This is a genomic window from Psychrobacter sp. S1-30-MNA-CIBAN-0213, from assembly GCF_040309845.1.
Classification (GTDB): Bacteria; Pseudomonadota; Gammaproteobacteria; order Pseudomonadales; family Moraxellaceae; genus Psychrobacter.
In genome coordinates, this window is the sequence record NZ_JBEOPE010000018.1 from 1 (window position 1) to 16,652 (window position 16,652).

Sequence of the window (16,652 nt, forward strand, 5' to 3'; positions counted from 1 at the left end):
TGTCAGATTGGTTAGTCATTGCTTAGTCTCCGGTTAGTGGATTATAAGCAGTTACACACTTTTTAGGAAAGGCTCATCAAACTTTTATTCATTATTACTATTTGATGCTTATACATTACAAGAAAATAAAATAAAGCAAAATGTATAACTATCAAAGGCGCTCTCAATGGAGCTAGAGCTGAAAAACTTACAATAAAAATTACAAGTATTGAGGTCAATACAAAGGAATTTAAACTAATGAAATTAGGAGATTTTATATTCATATTATTCGCTACAGTATCGTCTATTAATTTTTATTTTTTAATATAAACTGTGGAACTTATCTATGATCACTTCCATAGAGTATTTAGTAATAATATTGTCTTTGTTCTCATTAGCTTTCTTGAGTAACTTGTCTTTTGGATAGGCAAGGTAGTTTTTTATAGCATTACTGATTCCAAGCGCATCATTACTTAATGAAATTGACTCTTTATCTAATAAAACACCGACATCACCGACATTTACTGCTACACATGTAGTGTCTGATAACACGGCTTCTCCAACTACATTCGGAAACCCTTCCGTTCTGGAGTGTAGACAAAAAATATCCATAGCTTTTAGACATTTAGGCACATCATTCCTCTGACCCAACAATCTAAAATTATCTACAAGGTTGTGCTGTTTGACCCAAGACATTAGCTCTTTGTTTTCTGAGTCATTGTCTCTACCTACTAGCATAAACTTCAAATCTGGGAAATCTTTTATTAACGTAGAGGCAACTTCCACAAAAAGCTTTTGGTTCTTGACTGGATTAAACCTTCCTACTGATCCAATTAAAATATCATCGGGTGACAAGTCAAACTGCCTACGAATATCGAGTCCATCTTCTTCTGTGGAAGAAAGCGCCTCCAAATCGAAACCATTAGGGATAACCATCATCTTGGACTCATCGTAGCCGATACCTACATGATAGTCTTTAGATACATGAGCCGCGCAAACGATAGAATCGGGAATGTAATAAGACAATTTTGCACATAACTTACTAAGATGAACCGTTTGTTTAGAAGCACCTTGCGATACGTCTGTAGTACGGATACCCCAAATAATATTATCAATACCCACACTCCTTGCAGCTAAACCACCTAAAAAATCAGCATGATACATCCAAGTCTGCACTACATCAGGTTTAAGCTCTTTAAGTAGTTTCTTGAGTCGTAAAAAAACCTTAGGTACTGATGCTATAGACTTCATGCCCAGACTATATACCTCTATTCCTTGATCCTGTAAATCTGAACCAATAACCCCTAAATCAGTTAGAGATATAACAGAATGTTCAAATTGACCAGTCTTTTGACTATGAAGTACTAGACGCTTAAGCATTAGCTCAGCACCACCTACATTCAATCCAATAATAACGTGCACTACTCTCTTAGGCATTTTTACGTTCCACATAACTCAACAGACCATAAGACAAAGTTTCTTCATGCAATGACTCTTTTTCTAGAAACTCCCAACCCTCATTGGTTTTACAGTAATAGCCAACAGACCGTCTTATAACAGAAGAACCAAAATTTGTCCCCTGAAACTCAATCAGATATGGCTTACCATCTTTAAGAGCTAAGTCCATCGAAATAAAAGGATTATCTAACTCTTCGAAAATCTCTTTTGCATAGTCTAGTAATTCACTAGGTACTTTATTGTGATGGAATTTCTTGCTACCGCTAGCTCTAAAATCACCTTTTCTCACATCTCTACGCATGGCATAAAAACGCTGTTCTATGACTAACACGCGATAATCGCAATTTAACTTCTCAAGGAAAGGTTGTGCAACAAATCTTTTGAAAGGTTTATAAAAGTAAGAATATAATGAATAACTTTCAGTTGATAATTGTTTTGAACGTATGATTTTCTTCATGGCTCGTTTAAGAGGCAATTGATTAGCGTTTTTCTTGACAGTTGCCAAATCTTTTGCAGTCTTAATTAATTGCACGCCAGAACTGCCTGAGCCATCTACCGTCTTTAATACAAAAGGAACAGGTATCTTTATTTGATCTAAGTCAAAAACATATTGACCAGAGAAATCCACATTATTAAATTGACTTCTCATTACCTCCTGAAATCCTTTATTTTCATGAGCCAACAATACCTCATAACTAGGGATTATTAAACATTGATCTTTTACGTAGTAGAGTATATCTTTTAAATATGACCTTACCTCATTATTATATAAAGAGGTATAAATTAAAGTATCATCTGAATTGAACTCAATTTCAGGTATATCAGTGATACTTATAAAGTTGATATCGTAGACATCTGTAGGAAATGAGCTTGCCAAACGCTCGACGCTTAATGTACCCCAGCTATTCTTTGCACTTCCAAAATAACCGTTTGGTAGTGAAGCTAAATAAACTTTCCTTTTCATAATTTCCCCTTTAAGAAGTAGTTAGAATTATTGAATTTGAGATAGCTCTTAAAAACCCCAATAATTTTTAAATAAACTTGTGTCTATTCTTCCATCTACGTTCTTATTAAAACAGGAACTGTTAAGTATAGAAGTCATATCTACCGAAGCTTATCGGTAGATAGTAAATCAATTATAGCTTAAGAATGTATTCAAAGCGTAAGCAAAGTTTTCTTCAAGATCTTTATTATTTTCTTCTTCCACCCATTTATTGTTGAAATAAACATATCTACTAGAACATTTTAATAAAGCAAGTGGACTAAAATTGGTACCCTGAAACTCTATCAAATAGCAGCCATCATCTGATTGAGCAATATCCAAAGAAACATAAGGATTATCTATCTTATCAACTACACTTCTTGCAAAATCCAAAACTTCTTTAGGTGGCTTAACACATTCAAATAAACTGCTACCACTAGCTCTAAATTCATTTTTCCCAACCGTCCTTTTCAATCCATAATACCTGTCACCAAACACTAGAACTTTAAAATCATTCGATAAATTGGGTACAAATTCTTGCTCAACAAAAAGACTAAATCCTTTGTGCCTATAACTATAGATTGAAAACTCACTGCTTTTTAGCTTAATCCTTCTTTGTAATTTTATTATTTTTCTTTTACTCGAAACTTCAAAATACTTATTTTTTATAGTAGAAATATCGCTTTTATTTTTTGCTAGATATTCACCACTACCTCCTGCACCAGATATAGTCTTCAAAACCTTCGGGATTGTGAGTTTAGAGTCATCAATGTCGAAAAAATAGTTACCACGCAAATTACCAAAACCTAACTCGGTTCTAAACAATTCCTGAAAACCCTTGTTCTCATGAGCTAAAAGCATATTATAGTTAGGGAGTATCCTACATTTCTTGTTTATAAAATGCATAACATCTCTTAGATAAAGTCTAATATTTTCTTCATCACTAGAGGTGTAAATAACAGTATCATCTGGATCAAACTCAATATTCATTAAGTCATTTATTGTTATTATTTCAACATCGTAATCCAAAAGAGCGGATAGCTTATCAACATCTAAACTTTGCCAACTACAACCAGCGCTGCCAAAAAAACCATTTGGCAATGTAGCGATATATACCTTCATATTAAATTCCTAAAATGATATTTGACACTTATTCTAAAGATTGTTTAATAAAGCATAAGCAATAGTAAATATCATCTTCATCCAATTTTATTAATTAGTTACATAACTTTAGAGCAATCGTTTTGAGTCATTATACTCAATGGAACTGATGTACAAGATGGAACTGATGTACAAGGTATTTCACTACTTTTCATAAATAGATTCAAAGCATGAGCATAATTTGCTTCAAGGTCTTTATCGTTATCCTCTCTGACCCACTCTCCATCTATACATAAATATCTGCTAGGAGCCTTCAGTAAAGTACCTGGTGAAAAATTGGTCCCTTGAAACTCTATTAAGTGACAACCATTAGGTGATTGTGCAATATCCAATGAGGCATAAGGGTTATTTATTTGACTAAATATACTTTTTGCATAATCTAAGACCTCTACTGAAGGTTTAACATGTTCAAAAAGATTGCTTCCACTAGCTCTAAAATCACCCTTTCTTATATTTCTTTTCAGACTGTAATATCTATCACCAAATACCAAAACTTTAAAATCGTAGGTCAAATTAGGTATAAAATCCTGTTCAACAAATCTATTAAATCCCTTATGCCTATAGTTATAGATTGAAAATTTGTTACCTTTTGATCTAATTCTTCTTTGTAGTTTTATTACTTTTCTTCTATTACAGTTACTGAAATGTTTCTGTCTTATGTCTAGTAAATCATCTTCTTCTTTTACTAAGAATACTCCACTACTGCCTGCACCATTGACCGTCTTCAGAACTTTTGGAATTGAAAGCGCCGAATCATCAATATCAAAAAAATAATTACCCTGTAGATTACCGAAGCCTAGTTCAGTTCTCATTAATTCTTGAAAACCCTTGTTCTCATGGCTCATAAGGATATCGTAATTAGGTAAAATTCTGCATTTTTTATTAACAAAATACATAATATCCTGTAAATAAAATCTTATATGCTTTTCATCACTTGAGGTATAAACCACTGTATCTGTTTCTTGAAACTTAATACTCATTAGGTCATTTATTGTTACTATTTCGGTGTCATAATTTAACAGAGCAGCCAATTTATTGACATCTAGGCTTCGCCAGCTTTGGCCTGTACTACCAAAAAAACCATTAGGTAAAGTTGCTATATATATCTTCATATCTTGAACCTTCTGTAATTCATATTTCCATTATATAAATATTAAGAATATCATGTTAATCACAAACGTTCATTAACTATTGTTTGTTCATATAGTCGTTAATATCGATAGGTACCTATTATAATAACCGATTAATTTTTTATTATCTTAATTCAAGATATAAGGTATTAATACTCGTACGAATGGTTGTTTTAGTAAAATATATGAATAAATATGAATATATACATTAATTATCTGTTACAAAACAATGGAGTTTTTATATTTAAGCTTTTAAGTTGTTTATGATTTCATCTGTGTATTCGCCTAAAAATGGCTCACCTGCATACTGTGCAAACAACATAGTTTGTCCATTTAAGTTTACTTCTATACAACGCCATTTATCAGTGGAGTCTAAAGCCATATCAAGGCTGATTAGGCGAGCACCTACAATATCTTTTGCCACTTTGAGACTCGTATCAACCATGTCATTGTACAGGGGGAATTTTTTACCTTTAAAGACGAAATTTGAATTAGGATGACTAAAGAATTTTTTGGCATATCTATCATTTGCATAATCGTTTAGCATTCCATCCGATTTAATATTACAAACGATTCCACCATCTGATAAGTTGTCCAAGCTTCCGTCTACTCCCATACGTATATTGGTATTAATGATGTGATATTCACCTGTATCATCTTTATATATACATACACGTACAGTATTGATACTGTCTTCATTAAAAATATTAATTAAATCAGATTGATCTAGCTTTTCTTGCACTACTAGATTTACATATTGATTAATAACATCCTTAATTTCATTTTTGTTATTAACAAAATATATGTCTTTACCACCATAAGAATCTTTATTGGGTTTAATAACCATAGGGAAATCAGTTTCAGTTATATTATCTTCAATAAATTTCTCTATATCTTCAATAATTTTGAAATCATATGTATAGTAGCTATTATCCATCTTATGAAAAAAATCTTTAGGGAAAGTTCCCATACCAAACCATTTGTTATAGATACTTTTATTTTCTAAAAAATGAATTTTTTTATCATAGTTCAATCTAGACTCAATATATAAAGATAAAAACTCTTCAGGAACGATTCTTTTTTCAAAGACTCCTGATACCGACTTGGTTATCTCAACTGTCTTAAGGTTAACGATTGGTGATAACACCTTCCAATAGTCACGATACTCCTTCTTCTCGTCGCTTGTTAACTTCGATCTTTTGAAATGTGGAGAACTGTATATAATTTTATTACGTTTAAAGAACGCTGAGTACACTGAAGAAAACTTCCAAGTTCCCGCGGCTTTGTTTCTGATCAATTTTTTAGTGTCCATATCTTACTCACTAGTTTGCTTTTCTTAAAGAAAATTCAAAGCCAATCATGTCGCTAAAGGTTTAAATCTTGTCAACATCATCATTTTTTTAAATAGCCTAATAGAATATATTAAATATAGCTCTAATAAATGCATTCTTCAATTTAATGAAATACTTACTGACATATCTAGTTATTGATAATTATTGAACATCTCATGATTTCGTCTATACGATTGCCTAAAAATACATTATCTGCATACTAAATTACAGTGCTTATAAAAAACGAATTATATTGATAAAAACTTTCAATTTTCGAAATTTGTATTTCTTATATTTTTTTTAATTTGCATTTTGCATTTGTTTATCTATTTTCCTGTAAAAGTAGTAAGCGCCAATTGCTAATATAAGCTGAGAGATAAATATATTTGTAGCACCACCTATTAATCCAAAATTATGAATAAGAGGGAAAGATAATGCGAACCCTATTATTGATGTAATTATGGTGATTTTCATTACTACTTTGTCATACCCTCTTGAAATTAGATAATTTGTAGAATGTATATTGTAGATAACGATAGATAACATTCCTAACATAAGAATATAATAAACTTCCGAATCATTAGCATACTCTATACCGATAATATCAAAGATAAATTGATGTATTAATAGAAGGAAAGCTATGATAGAAATAATCAACATCAAGTAATACTTTCTATACATTTTAAATTTTTCTTTGTGTCTAATTAGATATGGGAAAGCCACACCTGACACTACAGAGTTGAAAACTCCCAATATCGTGACTACTTGTCTTGTAGCTCCAAAATATCCTGCAAATGACTTACCCAGCATCAAGCCTACTAAAAAGTTGGTAGTATTATTATAAAGATTTGGAAGGAATTGGTTGACAAATAAAGGAAAACCAAGTTTTAAAGTTTTCTTAACTCTTTTAAATTTTATTGGCACTACTCTTAATTTGAAATCCCTTATTAATATATAATGCGAAATACAGGTTACGATAATATAGCTAATACCTAGTAAAAATGGATATAGCCAGTAATCTTCTGGTTTTCTAATGAATGCGAACACACCTATGGTAAACGACATCTTAACTATTAAATTTAAAATGGCTATATAGCCCATTTTTTCTACACCTCGGAAAAACCATTCTGGAAATAGTGTATGACCTATTAGTATTAAACACATTAATAAATATATTACTAAATCTTCTTTGAACTGTGGTACGATAAAAATTACTGGTATTAATATACTTAAAGAAAGAACCAATAAATAGAATTTGGTTACCATAGTTTTACTGTATATGTAACTTAAACTTTTCTGGCTGCTTCTACTCTTTGCAATCTCCCTAGTGGCTGATAAATTAAAACCATAATCCGTTACTGCTTGAAAATAAGCAATTAAAGCTGTTCCTAATACGATCGCACCATACTGTTCTATTCCCAATACTTTAATTAAATAAGGTAAAGTAACGAAAGGTAAAATTGAATTAATAAGCTTTAATAGAGATAAAGAAAAAAAGTTTTTAAACAGTTGACTTGTATCTTTATTACGTAGCATGGTGCGAAATTTATTAATCATAAACTTAATCACTTGCTTGTTAAGGAATCAAAATACTAAAATATAGCTCTATTGACACATTGATTAATATTGAATTGAATTACATGAGTTGACTCATACCTGTCAGCGAATGGCTATTTTATGATTTCGATTAGATATTTTATTCATAACTTCGTCAGTGTACTCACCCAAGAATGCTTCACCTGCGTTCTGTGGAAATTCTATAGTTTGACCATTTACGTTTAACTCTATACAGCGCCATTTCTCATTAGAATCTAAAGCCATATCGAGACTAATTAAGCGCGCTCCTATTACAGCATTAGCGACGCTTTTGCTCACTTCGACTAAATCCTGATAAAGTGGAAACTCGTGATTTTCAAAGACAAAACCTGAATTAGGATGCTCTAAATATTTTTTTGCTCGTATATCGTTTGCGTACTTATTTAGCATTCCTTTTGAGTTTATACTACAAACAATTCCGCCAGCCGTCATGTTATCTAAACTACCATCTTTTCCCATACGTAGGCTGGCATTCAACATATGCATGACACCATTATCGTCTTTATATAAGCAGGCACGAACCGTGTTCACACTATCCTTATTGAACAAATTAATCGACTCAGACTGCTCTATCTTTTCTTGAACAACTAAATTAGGATGTTGTTTAATAATACTTTTAATCTCTTCTTTATTATTCACGAAGTATATATCTTTGCCACCATAACTACCTTTATTGGGTTTAATTACGATAGGAAAATCAGCTTCACTAATTGTCTTATCAACGAACTCTTCAATATTTTCTATGATACCGAATTCATACGTATAGTAGCTATCATCAAACTTGTGAAAGAAATCCTTTGGAAAAACCCCTTTACCAAACCATTTGTTATAAATACTTTTATTAGTTAAAAAGTTAGTACTCCTATCAGTATTTAATGAGTATTCTACATATAGAGGAAAAAACTCCTCAGGAATAACGTGCTTATTAAATATTCCTGACAATGACTTTGATATCTCTACTGTCTTAAAGCTCATGATCGGTGAGATCGTTTTCCAATAATCTCGATACTCTCTTTTCTCCTCTTTAGTCAGACTTATTTTTTTAAAGTCAGGAGAATTGTATATTTTTTTATGACTCTTATAAAATGCAGAATACACTGATAAAAACTTCCAAGTTTCGGAGGTCTTGTTTCTTATTAATTTTTTAATTTGCATAATTCACCTGTTTACTAACTTTCTTAGAATAGAAGTAAGAACCAAAACCTAAAATAAACTGAGCTATAAATATATTTAAAGCACCACCAAGTAGACCAAATTGGTAAATGAGTGGGAAAGACAATATAAAACCTAGTACAGATGTCACTATAGTAAGCCTCATCACCACCTTATCATGTCCTCTAGAAATGAGGTAGTTAGTAGAATACACACTATAGAAAACTATAGATAGAAACCCCAGTAAGAGAATATAAAAAACTTCTGAGTCATACTGATAATCTATTCCAATGATATCAAAAACGTACGGATGTAACAGAGCCACAAAAACTGAAACGCCACCAATGAACAACAAATAGTATTTACTAAAAATACTAAACTTCTCTTTGTACCTAATCAAATATGGAAAAGCCACGTTCGATACCACAGAATCAAAAACTGATAATATTTGCACCACTTTTCTTGTTGCACTAAAATAACCTGCAGAAGACTTACCTAAGATTATCCCTATAAGAAAGTTGGTTGTATTATTAAAAAGATTCGGCACAAATTGATTAACAAACAATGGGTAGCCTATCTTTAACGTCTTTTTAATTCTAGCTGGATTAATGAAAAATAAATGCACTTTAAAATTTTTCACAATAATGTAGTGTGAAACAATCGATACGATAATGTAGCTTACACCTAACAAAAACGGGTAAAGCCAATAGTCTTCTGGCGCTTTAATTAGGGTAAAGACACCGATAGTGAATGACATTTTGACCACAAAATTTAGACCTGCTATATACCCCATTTTTTCGACTCCTCGAAAGAACCACTCAGGGAATAAGGTTTGGCCTATAAATGTCAAACACATCAATAAGTAAACAACTAAATCTTCTTTAAACTGTGGTACAAACAAAATTATCGGTATCAAAATAGCTAAACAGAACAGCAGTAAGCAGACCTTGGTAATTATTGTCTTACTATAAATAAAGCTCAACTGCTTTGCGTTTGTCCGATGTTTTGCAATTTCTCGCGTGGCTGATAGATTGAAACCATAGTCTGTTATTGCCTGAAAGTAGGCGATCAAAGCTAGCCCTAATACAATCGCACCATACTGCTCTATTCCCAATACCTTGATTAAATAAGGTAGCGTAACAAAAGGCAAAATAGAGTTAACTAATTTTAAGAGAGCTAATGAAAAAAAGTTTTTTAAAAGTTGGCTAGTGTCTTTGTTACTTAGCATGGTGCGAACTTTATTAATCATAAAACTCTACTATTTACTGTTTAATGACGTGACATACCAAGGCATTGCTTTATCGATACCTTGACCAATGTCAAACTGAGGCGCATATCCTAATAAGTTGTTTGCTTTGCTTACGTCTGCTTGAGAATGTCTCACATCGCCTTCTCTAAATTCGCGATACACAGGCTGCTTGTTATAAACAACCTCATTGTCTGCTAGTGCTGATTTAATTGAATTAAACAGCTCATTTAGTGTCGTCCTGTCACCTACTGCCACGTTATAGACTTGATTTCTGGCATCGTTATTGGTAGTTGTCGCTGCCAATATATTTGCCTGTACCGTATTGTCGATATAACAAAAATCACGGCTGGTTTCGCCATCACCATTGATATACACATCATCGTTCTCAATCATGGCAGCTGTCCATTTTGGAATAACTGCTGCATAAGCACCGTCTGGATCTTGACGTCTGCCAAACACATTGAAATAACGAAGACCGATAGATTCAAAACCATAGCTGCGTGCAAATACTTCTGCATACAACTCGTTGACATATTTAGTCACGGCGTATGGAGATAGTGGCTTGCCGATAGCGTCTTCGACTTTAGGTAATGCAGGATGGTCACCATATGTTGAACTACTCGCTGCATAAGTAAAGCTTGATACTTCCGCATCACGCGCAGCCACTAACATATTCAGAAACCCTGAAATATTGGTTTCATTGGTAGCAATAGGATCTGCTAAAGAACGAGGTACAGAGCCTAGTGCAGCTTGATGCAAGACATAATCTGCACCTTTGCATGCTTGATGGCAATCATCTACTTTTCTTATATCGCCTTCGATAAATCTGAAACGTTGCCACTGATCTGCAGATACTAACGACTGTACTTCATCTAAGTTCTTTTGATGACCTGTCGCAAAGTTATCTAAACCTACGACGGTTTGATCGAGCTTCAACAAAGTCTCAAGTAAGTTTGAGCCGATAAAGCCTGCTACTCCAGTAATCAGCCATTGCTTTGGATTGTTTGCTAGTGTCTGCGTTGTCTGTTCATATTGCGTCATGGTATGTCCTTATTAGCTATATATCTTATATTTACAGGCGAATATCAGTTTCTTCTTTTGCAAATACATATTTTAGGTCATAAAGCACGTGTTTCTCTTTACCCAATTCTCTGATATTACTGACACCCATATCTGTAAATTCTGAGTGTGCAACTGCTAAAATAATACCGTCGTATTGCTCTGCTTGAGGTTTACTGATTGGTGTGATGCCATACTCACGATGAGCTTCTTTAGCATCTACCCAAGGATCATAGATATCGACTTCGATGTTATATTCTTGCAATTCGTGAACGATATCGATAACTTTAGTATTACGCACATCAGGACAGTTTTCTTTAAAACTTAGCCCTAGTATGAGCACTTTTGCGCCTTCTACTTGAATACGTTTTTTGATCATGTTCTTAATAAGCTGAGTAGTGACATACTCTCCCATACCATCGTTTAAACGACGACCAGCAAGAATAATCTCAGGGTTATAACCAATGGCTTGTGCCTTATGCGTTAAATAGTAAGGATCGACACCGATACAATGTCCACCTACTAGGCCTGGACGGAATGGTAAAAAGTTCCATTTAGTACCTGCGGCTGTTAGCACCGCTTCAGTATCGATATCCATTTTGTTGAAAATAACGGCCAATTCATTAATTAGAGCAATATTCACATCTCTTTGTGTATTCTCAATAACTTTAGCTGCTTCTGCGACCTTGATACTTGGCGCTTTATGCGTGCCAGCGATAATGATTAGATTGTAAACATCATCGATGAAGTCTGCTATTTCAGGTGTAGAGCCTGCAGTAACTTTCAAGATATTAACTACTCTGTGCTCTTTGTCACCTGGGTTAATACGCTCAGGACTATATCCTGCATAAAAGTCTTGGTTAAAAGTTAGACCAGACACTTCTTCAAGCACAGGAATACATACTTCTTCTGTAGCGCCTGGATAAACGGTAGACTCATAAACAACGATATCGTCTTTTTTGAGAATACCGCCTATAGATTGTGACGCCTTGATTAAAGGAGTTAGATCTGGCTGTTTGAAATCATCAATTGGTGTCGGTACAGTAACGATAAAGAAGTTACAATCTTTAAGCGCTTGAATATCTGAGGTATAGCTCAGATGCGTCGCTTGAGATAACTCCTCATCACTAACTTCTAATGTATGATCCGTACCTGCTTGCAAGTCGGCAATACGAGTAGCATTGATATCAAAGCCCATTACAGAGACTTTTTTACCAAACTCAACAGCTAGAGGTAGACCCACATAACCAAGGCCGATAACTGCTATCTTTATATTATTGATATCTCTCATAACATTCCTTTCTAAATAAAGTGTTTTCGATAGCCCAAATTAATGAGCACTATAGTGAAAGAGGTCTACGAAGGTGCTGAACCTTCATGGTAGCCCTCTACAAAGTATTTAAATTCTTCTTTTAGCCATTCAACATCATGTGGCTGGGCTCTACGTGTTAGCTGAGACAGCATGTTTTCGATATCCATTAGTGGGAAGCTTTGTTCCATTGCCTGCCTAATTAGTGGATGTTGCGTAGGCTCTACATTATCGTCGCCGATAATAAGCTCTTCGTAGAGCTTCTCACCTGGTCTTAATCCACTAACGACAATCTCCATGTCGCCATCAGGATTATTCTTGTCTTTAAGCTTACAGCCTGTTAGATAAATCATACGTTTGGCCAGATCTACGATTTTGACCGGCTCTCCCATATCTAAGACAAATACTTCACCACCTGTTGCCATTGCACCTGCTTGTATGACTAAGCTTGCTGCTTCTGGAATGGTCATAAAATAGCGTGTAACATCTTCGTGCGTTACAGTAATAGGACCACCCTGCTCGATTTGTTTGGTGAATAAAGGAATGACCGAACCTGATGAACCAAGTACATTCCCAAAGCGCACCATGCTAAAGCAAGTTTTACTATTTACTTGGCTCAACCCTTGACATACCAGCTCAGCCAAACGTTTAGAAGCGCCCATAATATTGGTCGGTCTTACCGCTTTATCAGTAGAGATAAGTACAAAAGTTTCAACTTTGGCCTGCAGGGCTGCGTAAGCGCAATGGTAAGTACCTTTAGAATTATTGATAACGCCTTCAAAGGGATTATGTTCAACAATAGGTACATGCTTATATGCAGCTGCGTGATATACCGTATGGATACTATATTTTTTGAATACTCTAATGAGCTTATCTTCATTGGTCACATTACCAATCATGGCAATGATTTGAATATCACTATAATCAGGATTAAGAACTTGCTGGTTTTTTAGCTCTTGATGAATGCTATATAAGGCATATTCGGACAACTCATACAGTATCAAGCACTGAGGTTTGTTTTTGATTATCTGTCGGCACAGCTCACTACCGATAGATCCACCAGCACCAGTGACTAGAATGTTTTTACCTGCGATATTTTTGCTCAATAACATGGCGTCAGGCTCAACCGTCTGCCGATCTAATACATCTAAAATATCAACAGGACGCATAGTGCTGACTGTAACTTGCCCATCAGCAATCTCATGCAAGCTTGGTAGCTGTTTAATTTTGACTGATACTTCTGCAAACTCTTCAATAATCTGTCTACGACGAGCGCGACTAATCGAAGGCATTGCTAAGAACACTTGGGAGACCTCTAACTTGTCTACAAGTTCTACCGTTTCAGCAGCATCATGTATTTTTACACCTAGTAAGTACCCGCCTGCCAATTGCAGATTGTCATCCACAAAAGCAACTGTACTATATTTATGAGATCGTTCTAATGCATCAAACAACTCTCTACCTGCTGCACCTGCCCCATAAATAATGACATTTTCCTGAGTATCTTCATTTTTAATATGATTCTTTTGGATACCGCTGCTACGCTCTAATATTTCTCGTATACTTAAACGACTGCTCCACAACCAAACAAAGAATAAGAATAGGTACAAAATAGGAACTGAACGCGGTATATCAGTTAATATTTCGAAAAAATTCATGACTTCGTAGGCAATAATGAGTACGATAAATAGCTGTAGTACGTTGCGCATAACCCTATCAGAAAATATACGAGCAACACCTCTATAAAAGCCAATGTAATAAAGACCAATGACAGGAGGCAGCGCATAAAGAAACAGTAACAAAGGACTAATATGGTTATCGATATCACCATATCGCAATGCCAAAGCAAGGAATAAACAAACCATTGACATCAGCATATCTGTGGTCAGAAAGAACCCGCGCTTTGCTACGCGTGGCATCTCTAACAATCGCTGGGCAGTACCATATAACCCGTTACCAGCGTTGTTATTTGCAGAATACGTTTTATTAGGCTCTGGCTTCATAGACATAAGACTCAACTGGTTGTGTTACCGCTATTATTGGGTGTTGCCATAAGTGTAAGTGTGATGATAGCTATTCTTACTCATAATTCCTTGCTGCATATCGTTGATAACAATGCCGTCTACCTGAATGTTCGCTTTGTTCATCTGCTTGACAGCATAAGCTAACTGACCCTCTAATGAATCATTATGGCGAGTCACCATCACTACTTGGTCAGCATATTTAGAAAGTATTACGGCATCTGTCGCTGCTAGCACAGGTGGTGTATCAATAATGATGTAATCATAATGAGCCGCTAGCTCATTCATCAAACCACCAAACTTCTCACCAGCTAGCATTGAAGAAGGGTTACGCGAATTATTACCACGTGGAATAAAGTCAAGGTTACCTATATTAGTAGGATGAGTAATACTGACAGCAGTACTTTGATCTTGCGTAAAGAAGTCTGCAAGACCGTCATCTTGTTCCATGTTAAATATGCTGTGAAGACTACCTAAACGCATATCTGCATCGATAACTAGAACTTTCTTATCTAGCTGGGCAAATACTTCTGCCAAATTTGCGACGATGAAAGACTTGCCAACATTTGGACTTTCGCCAGTGACGACTATTACACGACCGCGTTGATTGGTCTTAGCAATGCTCGGCATACCAAACATTAGATACGTTCTTAAGCTCTTTATCGCCTCATAACTTGGACTATTGTGATCAGCGTAAGATAGCAGTCGATTAGTGGCACGGCTGTTCTTGCTCAGACGTTGCAATGCTTTTGAGCGAGGAACCGTCGCTATAACAGGGACGCCTATTTTAGATTCAAGGTTTTCAGGGTCTCGAACGACGTTTCTCATTGAGCTTCTAAGTAGTACTAATACTGTACCTATTATTGTTCCTAGAATGGTTGCTAACAGAATGATTAGCTTTTCTTTTGGTTCAATAGCGTTGTAAGTACTAACAGGTAAGTCAACGATACGTGCATAACCAATTTGACCTGCTTTAACGATTTTTAATTGCTCATAGTTGGTGAGCATAGTGAGATAAATCTCTCTATTGATGTCAACATCTTCTGATAGTTTCAAAAACTCTCTTTGAATCTCAGGTAAGCCTGCGATAGTATTACTAATCTCTTGCTTTCTGCTGTTCAATACTCTTAACTGATCATTGATTTGAATAACTAATGGATGCTCATTTGTATAGTAAGTAGACAACTCAGCTTGTTGAAGCTTTAGATCATTGAGTTGACCGTCAATTCTAGAGTCCTCTGCCAACAGTAGCTGTGCTTCTTGGGCCACATCAATAGTGCCGTATTTTTTACGGAAATCATTAAACAGTGACTCAGAGCCTTCAAGCTTTTGCTTCAACACAGGAATCTGTGTTTCCATGAAATCCAAAGTTTTAGTTGTCTCTTCAGAACTACGAGATTTATTTTGATTTATATATGACAGAACAATTTCGTTTAAGATTAAAGTGGTTTGTTGTTGGTTAGGTCCAGTCAAAGACAGCTGAATAATGCCGGTCAATACACCCACTTCCATTACTGTTAGATTGCCATTTATAGTATCTGTCGTAATTTGTAATGATTGTTTAGTGATATTGATAGGCTGATTATTGTTAGGCAGCTCTTCTACTGTAATCTGGATATCACCATCTACCCCTTTAAACTGATGCGGCTGGTTTAACTGACCTTTAAAACTATCAGTACCATTACTGAGTACAAAACCTGTATCAGATCTCGCTAAAGTGAAGCCGCGATCTAAATAATCTTTTGATACGTCGAACTGACTGACTGTGACTTGTCCGCTGTCAGTCTGTAATGACACTCCCTCTTCGGAATGAATTGGTGTATTGATTCGATCTTTTGTTATTCTCTCAATAACCCCAATTTCAGGGTTGCTCAAGCGAATTTGTAAGTGTAATGAATCTGCGACTGGCCCCAGTATCATGCGCGACTTTATTAGCTCTGCTTCCGCTTGAGCCATACTAGCTTCTGACCCAACCAAATTAGAGATATTTTCACCAAGCGCTGAGACACCTTGAGGACTGGCATCAATTTGCACCACTGCATCTGACTCATAAGTAGGCATTACGTAGCGGCTATACAATATGCCTGCTATCAAGCCTAATAGAGTGAAAAAAAGCAAAGTTTTCCAGCCACGTAACAATGAGCCAAGTAGGCTTGACAGAGTGATGTCGTCATTGTCCCGATCACTGACGGATGTTGATAGATTTTTTGAGTCTGTATTCATAT

Annotated in this window: 12 protein-coding genes; all 12 read right to left on the minus strand. The window is 35.1% G+C overall.

All coding sequences use genetic code 11. The features are described 5' to 3' along the window. Positions 1-300: 300 nt before the first annotated feature. Positions 301-1,431, minus strand: a complete 1,131-nt coding sequence (locus AAEY87_RS13150) for a glycosyltransferase (protein WP_350657496.1) — start codon at positions 1,429-1,431, stop codon at positions 301-303. After that, positions 1,409-2,401, minus strand: coding sequence for an ATP-grasp domain-containing protein (locus AAEY87_RS13155; protein WP_350657497.1), 993 nt, complete (start codon positions 2,399-2,401; stop codon positions 1,409-1,411). Before AAEY87_RS13155 ends, AAEY87_RS13150 begins: the two co-directional genes overlap by 23 nt. A 168-nt stretch (positions 2,402-2,569) precedes the next feature. Next, on the minus strand, positions 2,570-3,541 hold the full coding sequence (locus tag AAEY87_RS13160; RefSeq protein WP_350657498.1) for an ATP-grasp domain-containing protein: 972 nt from the start codon (positions 3,539-3,541) through the stop codon (positions 2,570-2,572). A gap of 98 nt (positions 3,542-3,639) precedes the next feature. Continuing rightward, positions 3,640-4,692: an ATP-grasp domain-containing protein gene (locus AAEY87_RS13165; protein ID WP_350657499.1), complete on the minus strand. Its 1,053-nt coding sequence runs from the start codon at positions 4,690-4,692 to the stop codon at positions 3,640-3,642. A gap of 262 nt (positions 4,693-4,954) precedes the next feature. After that, a complete protein-coding gene (locus AAEY87_RS13170; RefSeq protein WP_082787155.1) occupies positions 4,955-6,022 on the minus strand; it encodes a sugar-transfer associated ATP-grasp domain-containing protein in 1,068 nt (355 codons plus the stop codon). A 319-nt stretch (positions 6,023-6,341) separates the two neighbouring features. Next, positions 6,342-7,598: a flippase gene (locus tag AAEY87_RS13175; protein ID WP_350657500.1), complete on the minus strand. Its 1,257-nt coding sequence runs from the start codon at positions 7,596-7,598 to the stop codon at positions 6,342-6,344. A 102-nt stretch (positions 7,599-7,700) separates the two neighbouring features. After that, positions 7,701-8,792, minus strand: a complete 1,092-nt coding sequence (locus AAEY87_RS13180; RefSeq protein WP_068034798.1) for a sugar-transfer associated ATP-grasp domain-containing protein — start codon at positions 8,790-8,792, stop codon at positions 7,701-7,703. Further along, complete coding sequence (locus AAEY87_RS13185; protein ID WP_068034797.1) at positions 8,782-10,038, minus strand: oligosaccharide flippase family protein; 1,257 nt, start codon at positions 10,036-10,038, stop codon at positions 8,782-8,784. The genes AAEY87_RS13180 and AAEY87_RS13185 overlap by 11 nt, the downstream gene beginning before the upstream one ends. Positions 10,039-10,047: 9 nt before the next feature. Then, positions 10,048-11,079, minus strand: a complete 1,032-nt coding sequence (locus tag AAEY87_RS13190) for an NAD-dependent epimerase/dehydratase family protein (RefSeq protein WP_068034796.1) — start codon at positions 11,077-11,079, stop codon at positions 10,048-10,050. 31 nt (positions 11,080-11,110) lie between these two features. Further along, the gene (gene tviB / locus AAEY87_RS13195) at positions 11,111-12,388 is read right to left on the minus strand and encodes a Vi polysaccharide biosynthesis UDP-N-acetylglucosamine C-6 dehydrogenase TviB (protein ID WP_068034795.1); all 1,278 of its coding nucleotides are present in this window, start codon (positions 12,386-12,388) and stop codon (positions 11,111-11,113) included. A 65-nt stretch (positions 12,389-12,453) separates the two neighbouring features. Beyond that, on the minus strand, positions 12,454-14,415 hold the full coding sequence (locus AAEY87_RS13200) for a polysaccharide biosynthesis protein (RefSeq protein ID WP_350657501.1): 1,962 nt from the start codon (positions 14,413-14,415) through the stop codon (positions 12,454-12,456). Between the two features lie 27 nt (positions 14,416-14,442). Further along, positions 14,443-16,650, minus strand: coding sequence for a polysaccharide biosynthesis tyrosine autokinase (locus AAEY87_RS13205; protein WP_068034793.1), 2,208 nt, complete (start codon positions 16,648-16,650; stop codon positions 14,443-14,445). Positions 16,651-16,652: the final 2 nt, after the last annotated feature.

Bases quoted from the DNA above. Each gene is read 5' to 3' on its own strand.
- AAEY87_RS13175 (WP_350657500.1), bottom strand. From the start codon at position 7,598: ATGATTAATAAATTTCGCACCATGCTACGTAATAAAGATACAAGTCAA.
- tviB (WP_068034795.1), bottom strand. From the start codon at position 12,388: ATGAGAGATATCAATAATATAAAGATAGCAGTTATCGGCCTTGGTTAT.
- AAEY87_RS13205 (WP_068034793.1), bottom strand. From the start codon at position 16,650: ATGAATACAGACTCAAAAAATCTATCAACATCCGTCAGTGATCGGGAC.
- AAEY87_RS13180 (WP_068034798.1), bottom strand. From the start codon at position 8,792: ATGCAAATTAAAAAATTAATAAGAAACAAGACCTCCGAAACTTGGAAG.
- AAEY87_RS13190 (WP_068034796.1), bottom strand. From the start codon at position 11,079: ATGACGCAATATGAACAGACAACGCAGACACTAGCAAACAATCCAAAG.
- AAEY87_RS13200 (WP_350657501.1), bottom strand. From the start codon at position 14,415: ATGTCTATGAAGCCAGAGCCTAATAAAACGTATTCTGCAAATAACAAC.
- AAEY87_RS13165 (WP_350657499.1), bottom strand. From the start codon at position 4,692: ATGAAGATATATATAGCAACTTTACCTAATGGTTTTTTTGGTAGTACA.
- AAEY87_RS13160 (WP_350657498.1), bottom strand. From the start codon at position 3,541: ATGAAGGTATATATCGCTACATTGCCAAATGGTTTTTTTGGCAGCGCT.
- AAEY87_RS13155 (WP_350657497.1), bottom strand. From the start codon at position 2,401: ATGAAAAGGAAAGTTTATTTAGCTTCACTACCAAACGGTTATTTTGGA.
- AAEY87_RS13185 (WP_068034797.1), bottom strand. From the start codon at position 10,038: ATGATTAATAAAGTTCGCACCATGCTAAGTAACAAAGACACTAGCCAA.
- AAEY87_RS13170 (WP_082787155.1), bottom strand. From the start codon at position 6,022: ATGGACACTAAAAAATTGATCAGAAACAAAGCCGCGGGAACTTGGAAG.
- AAEY87_RS13150 (WP_350657496.1), bottom strand. From the start codon at position 1,431: ATGTGGAACGTAAAAATGCCTAAGAGAGTAGTGCACGTTATTATTGGA.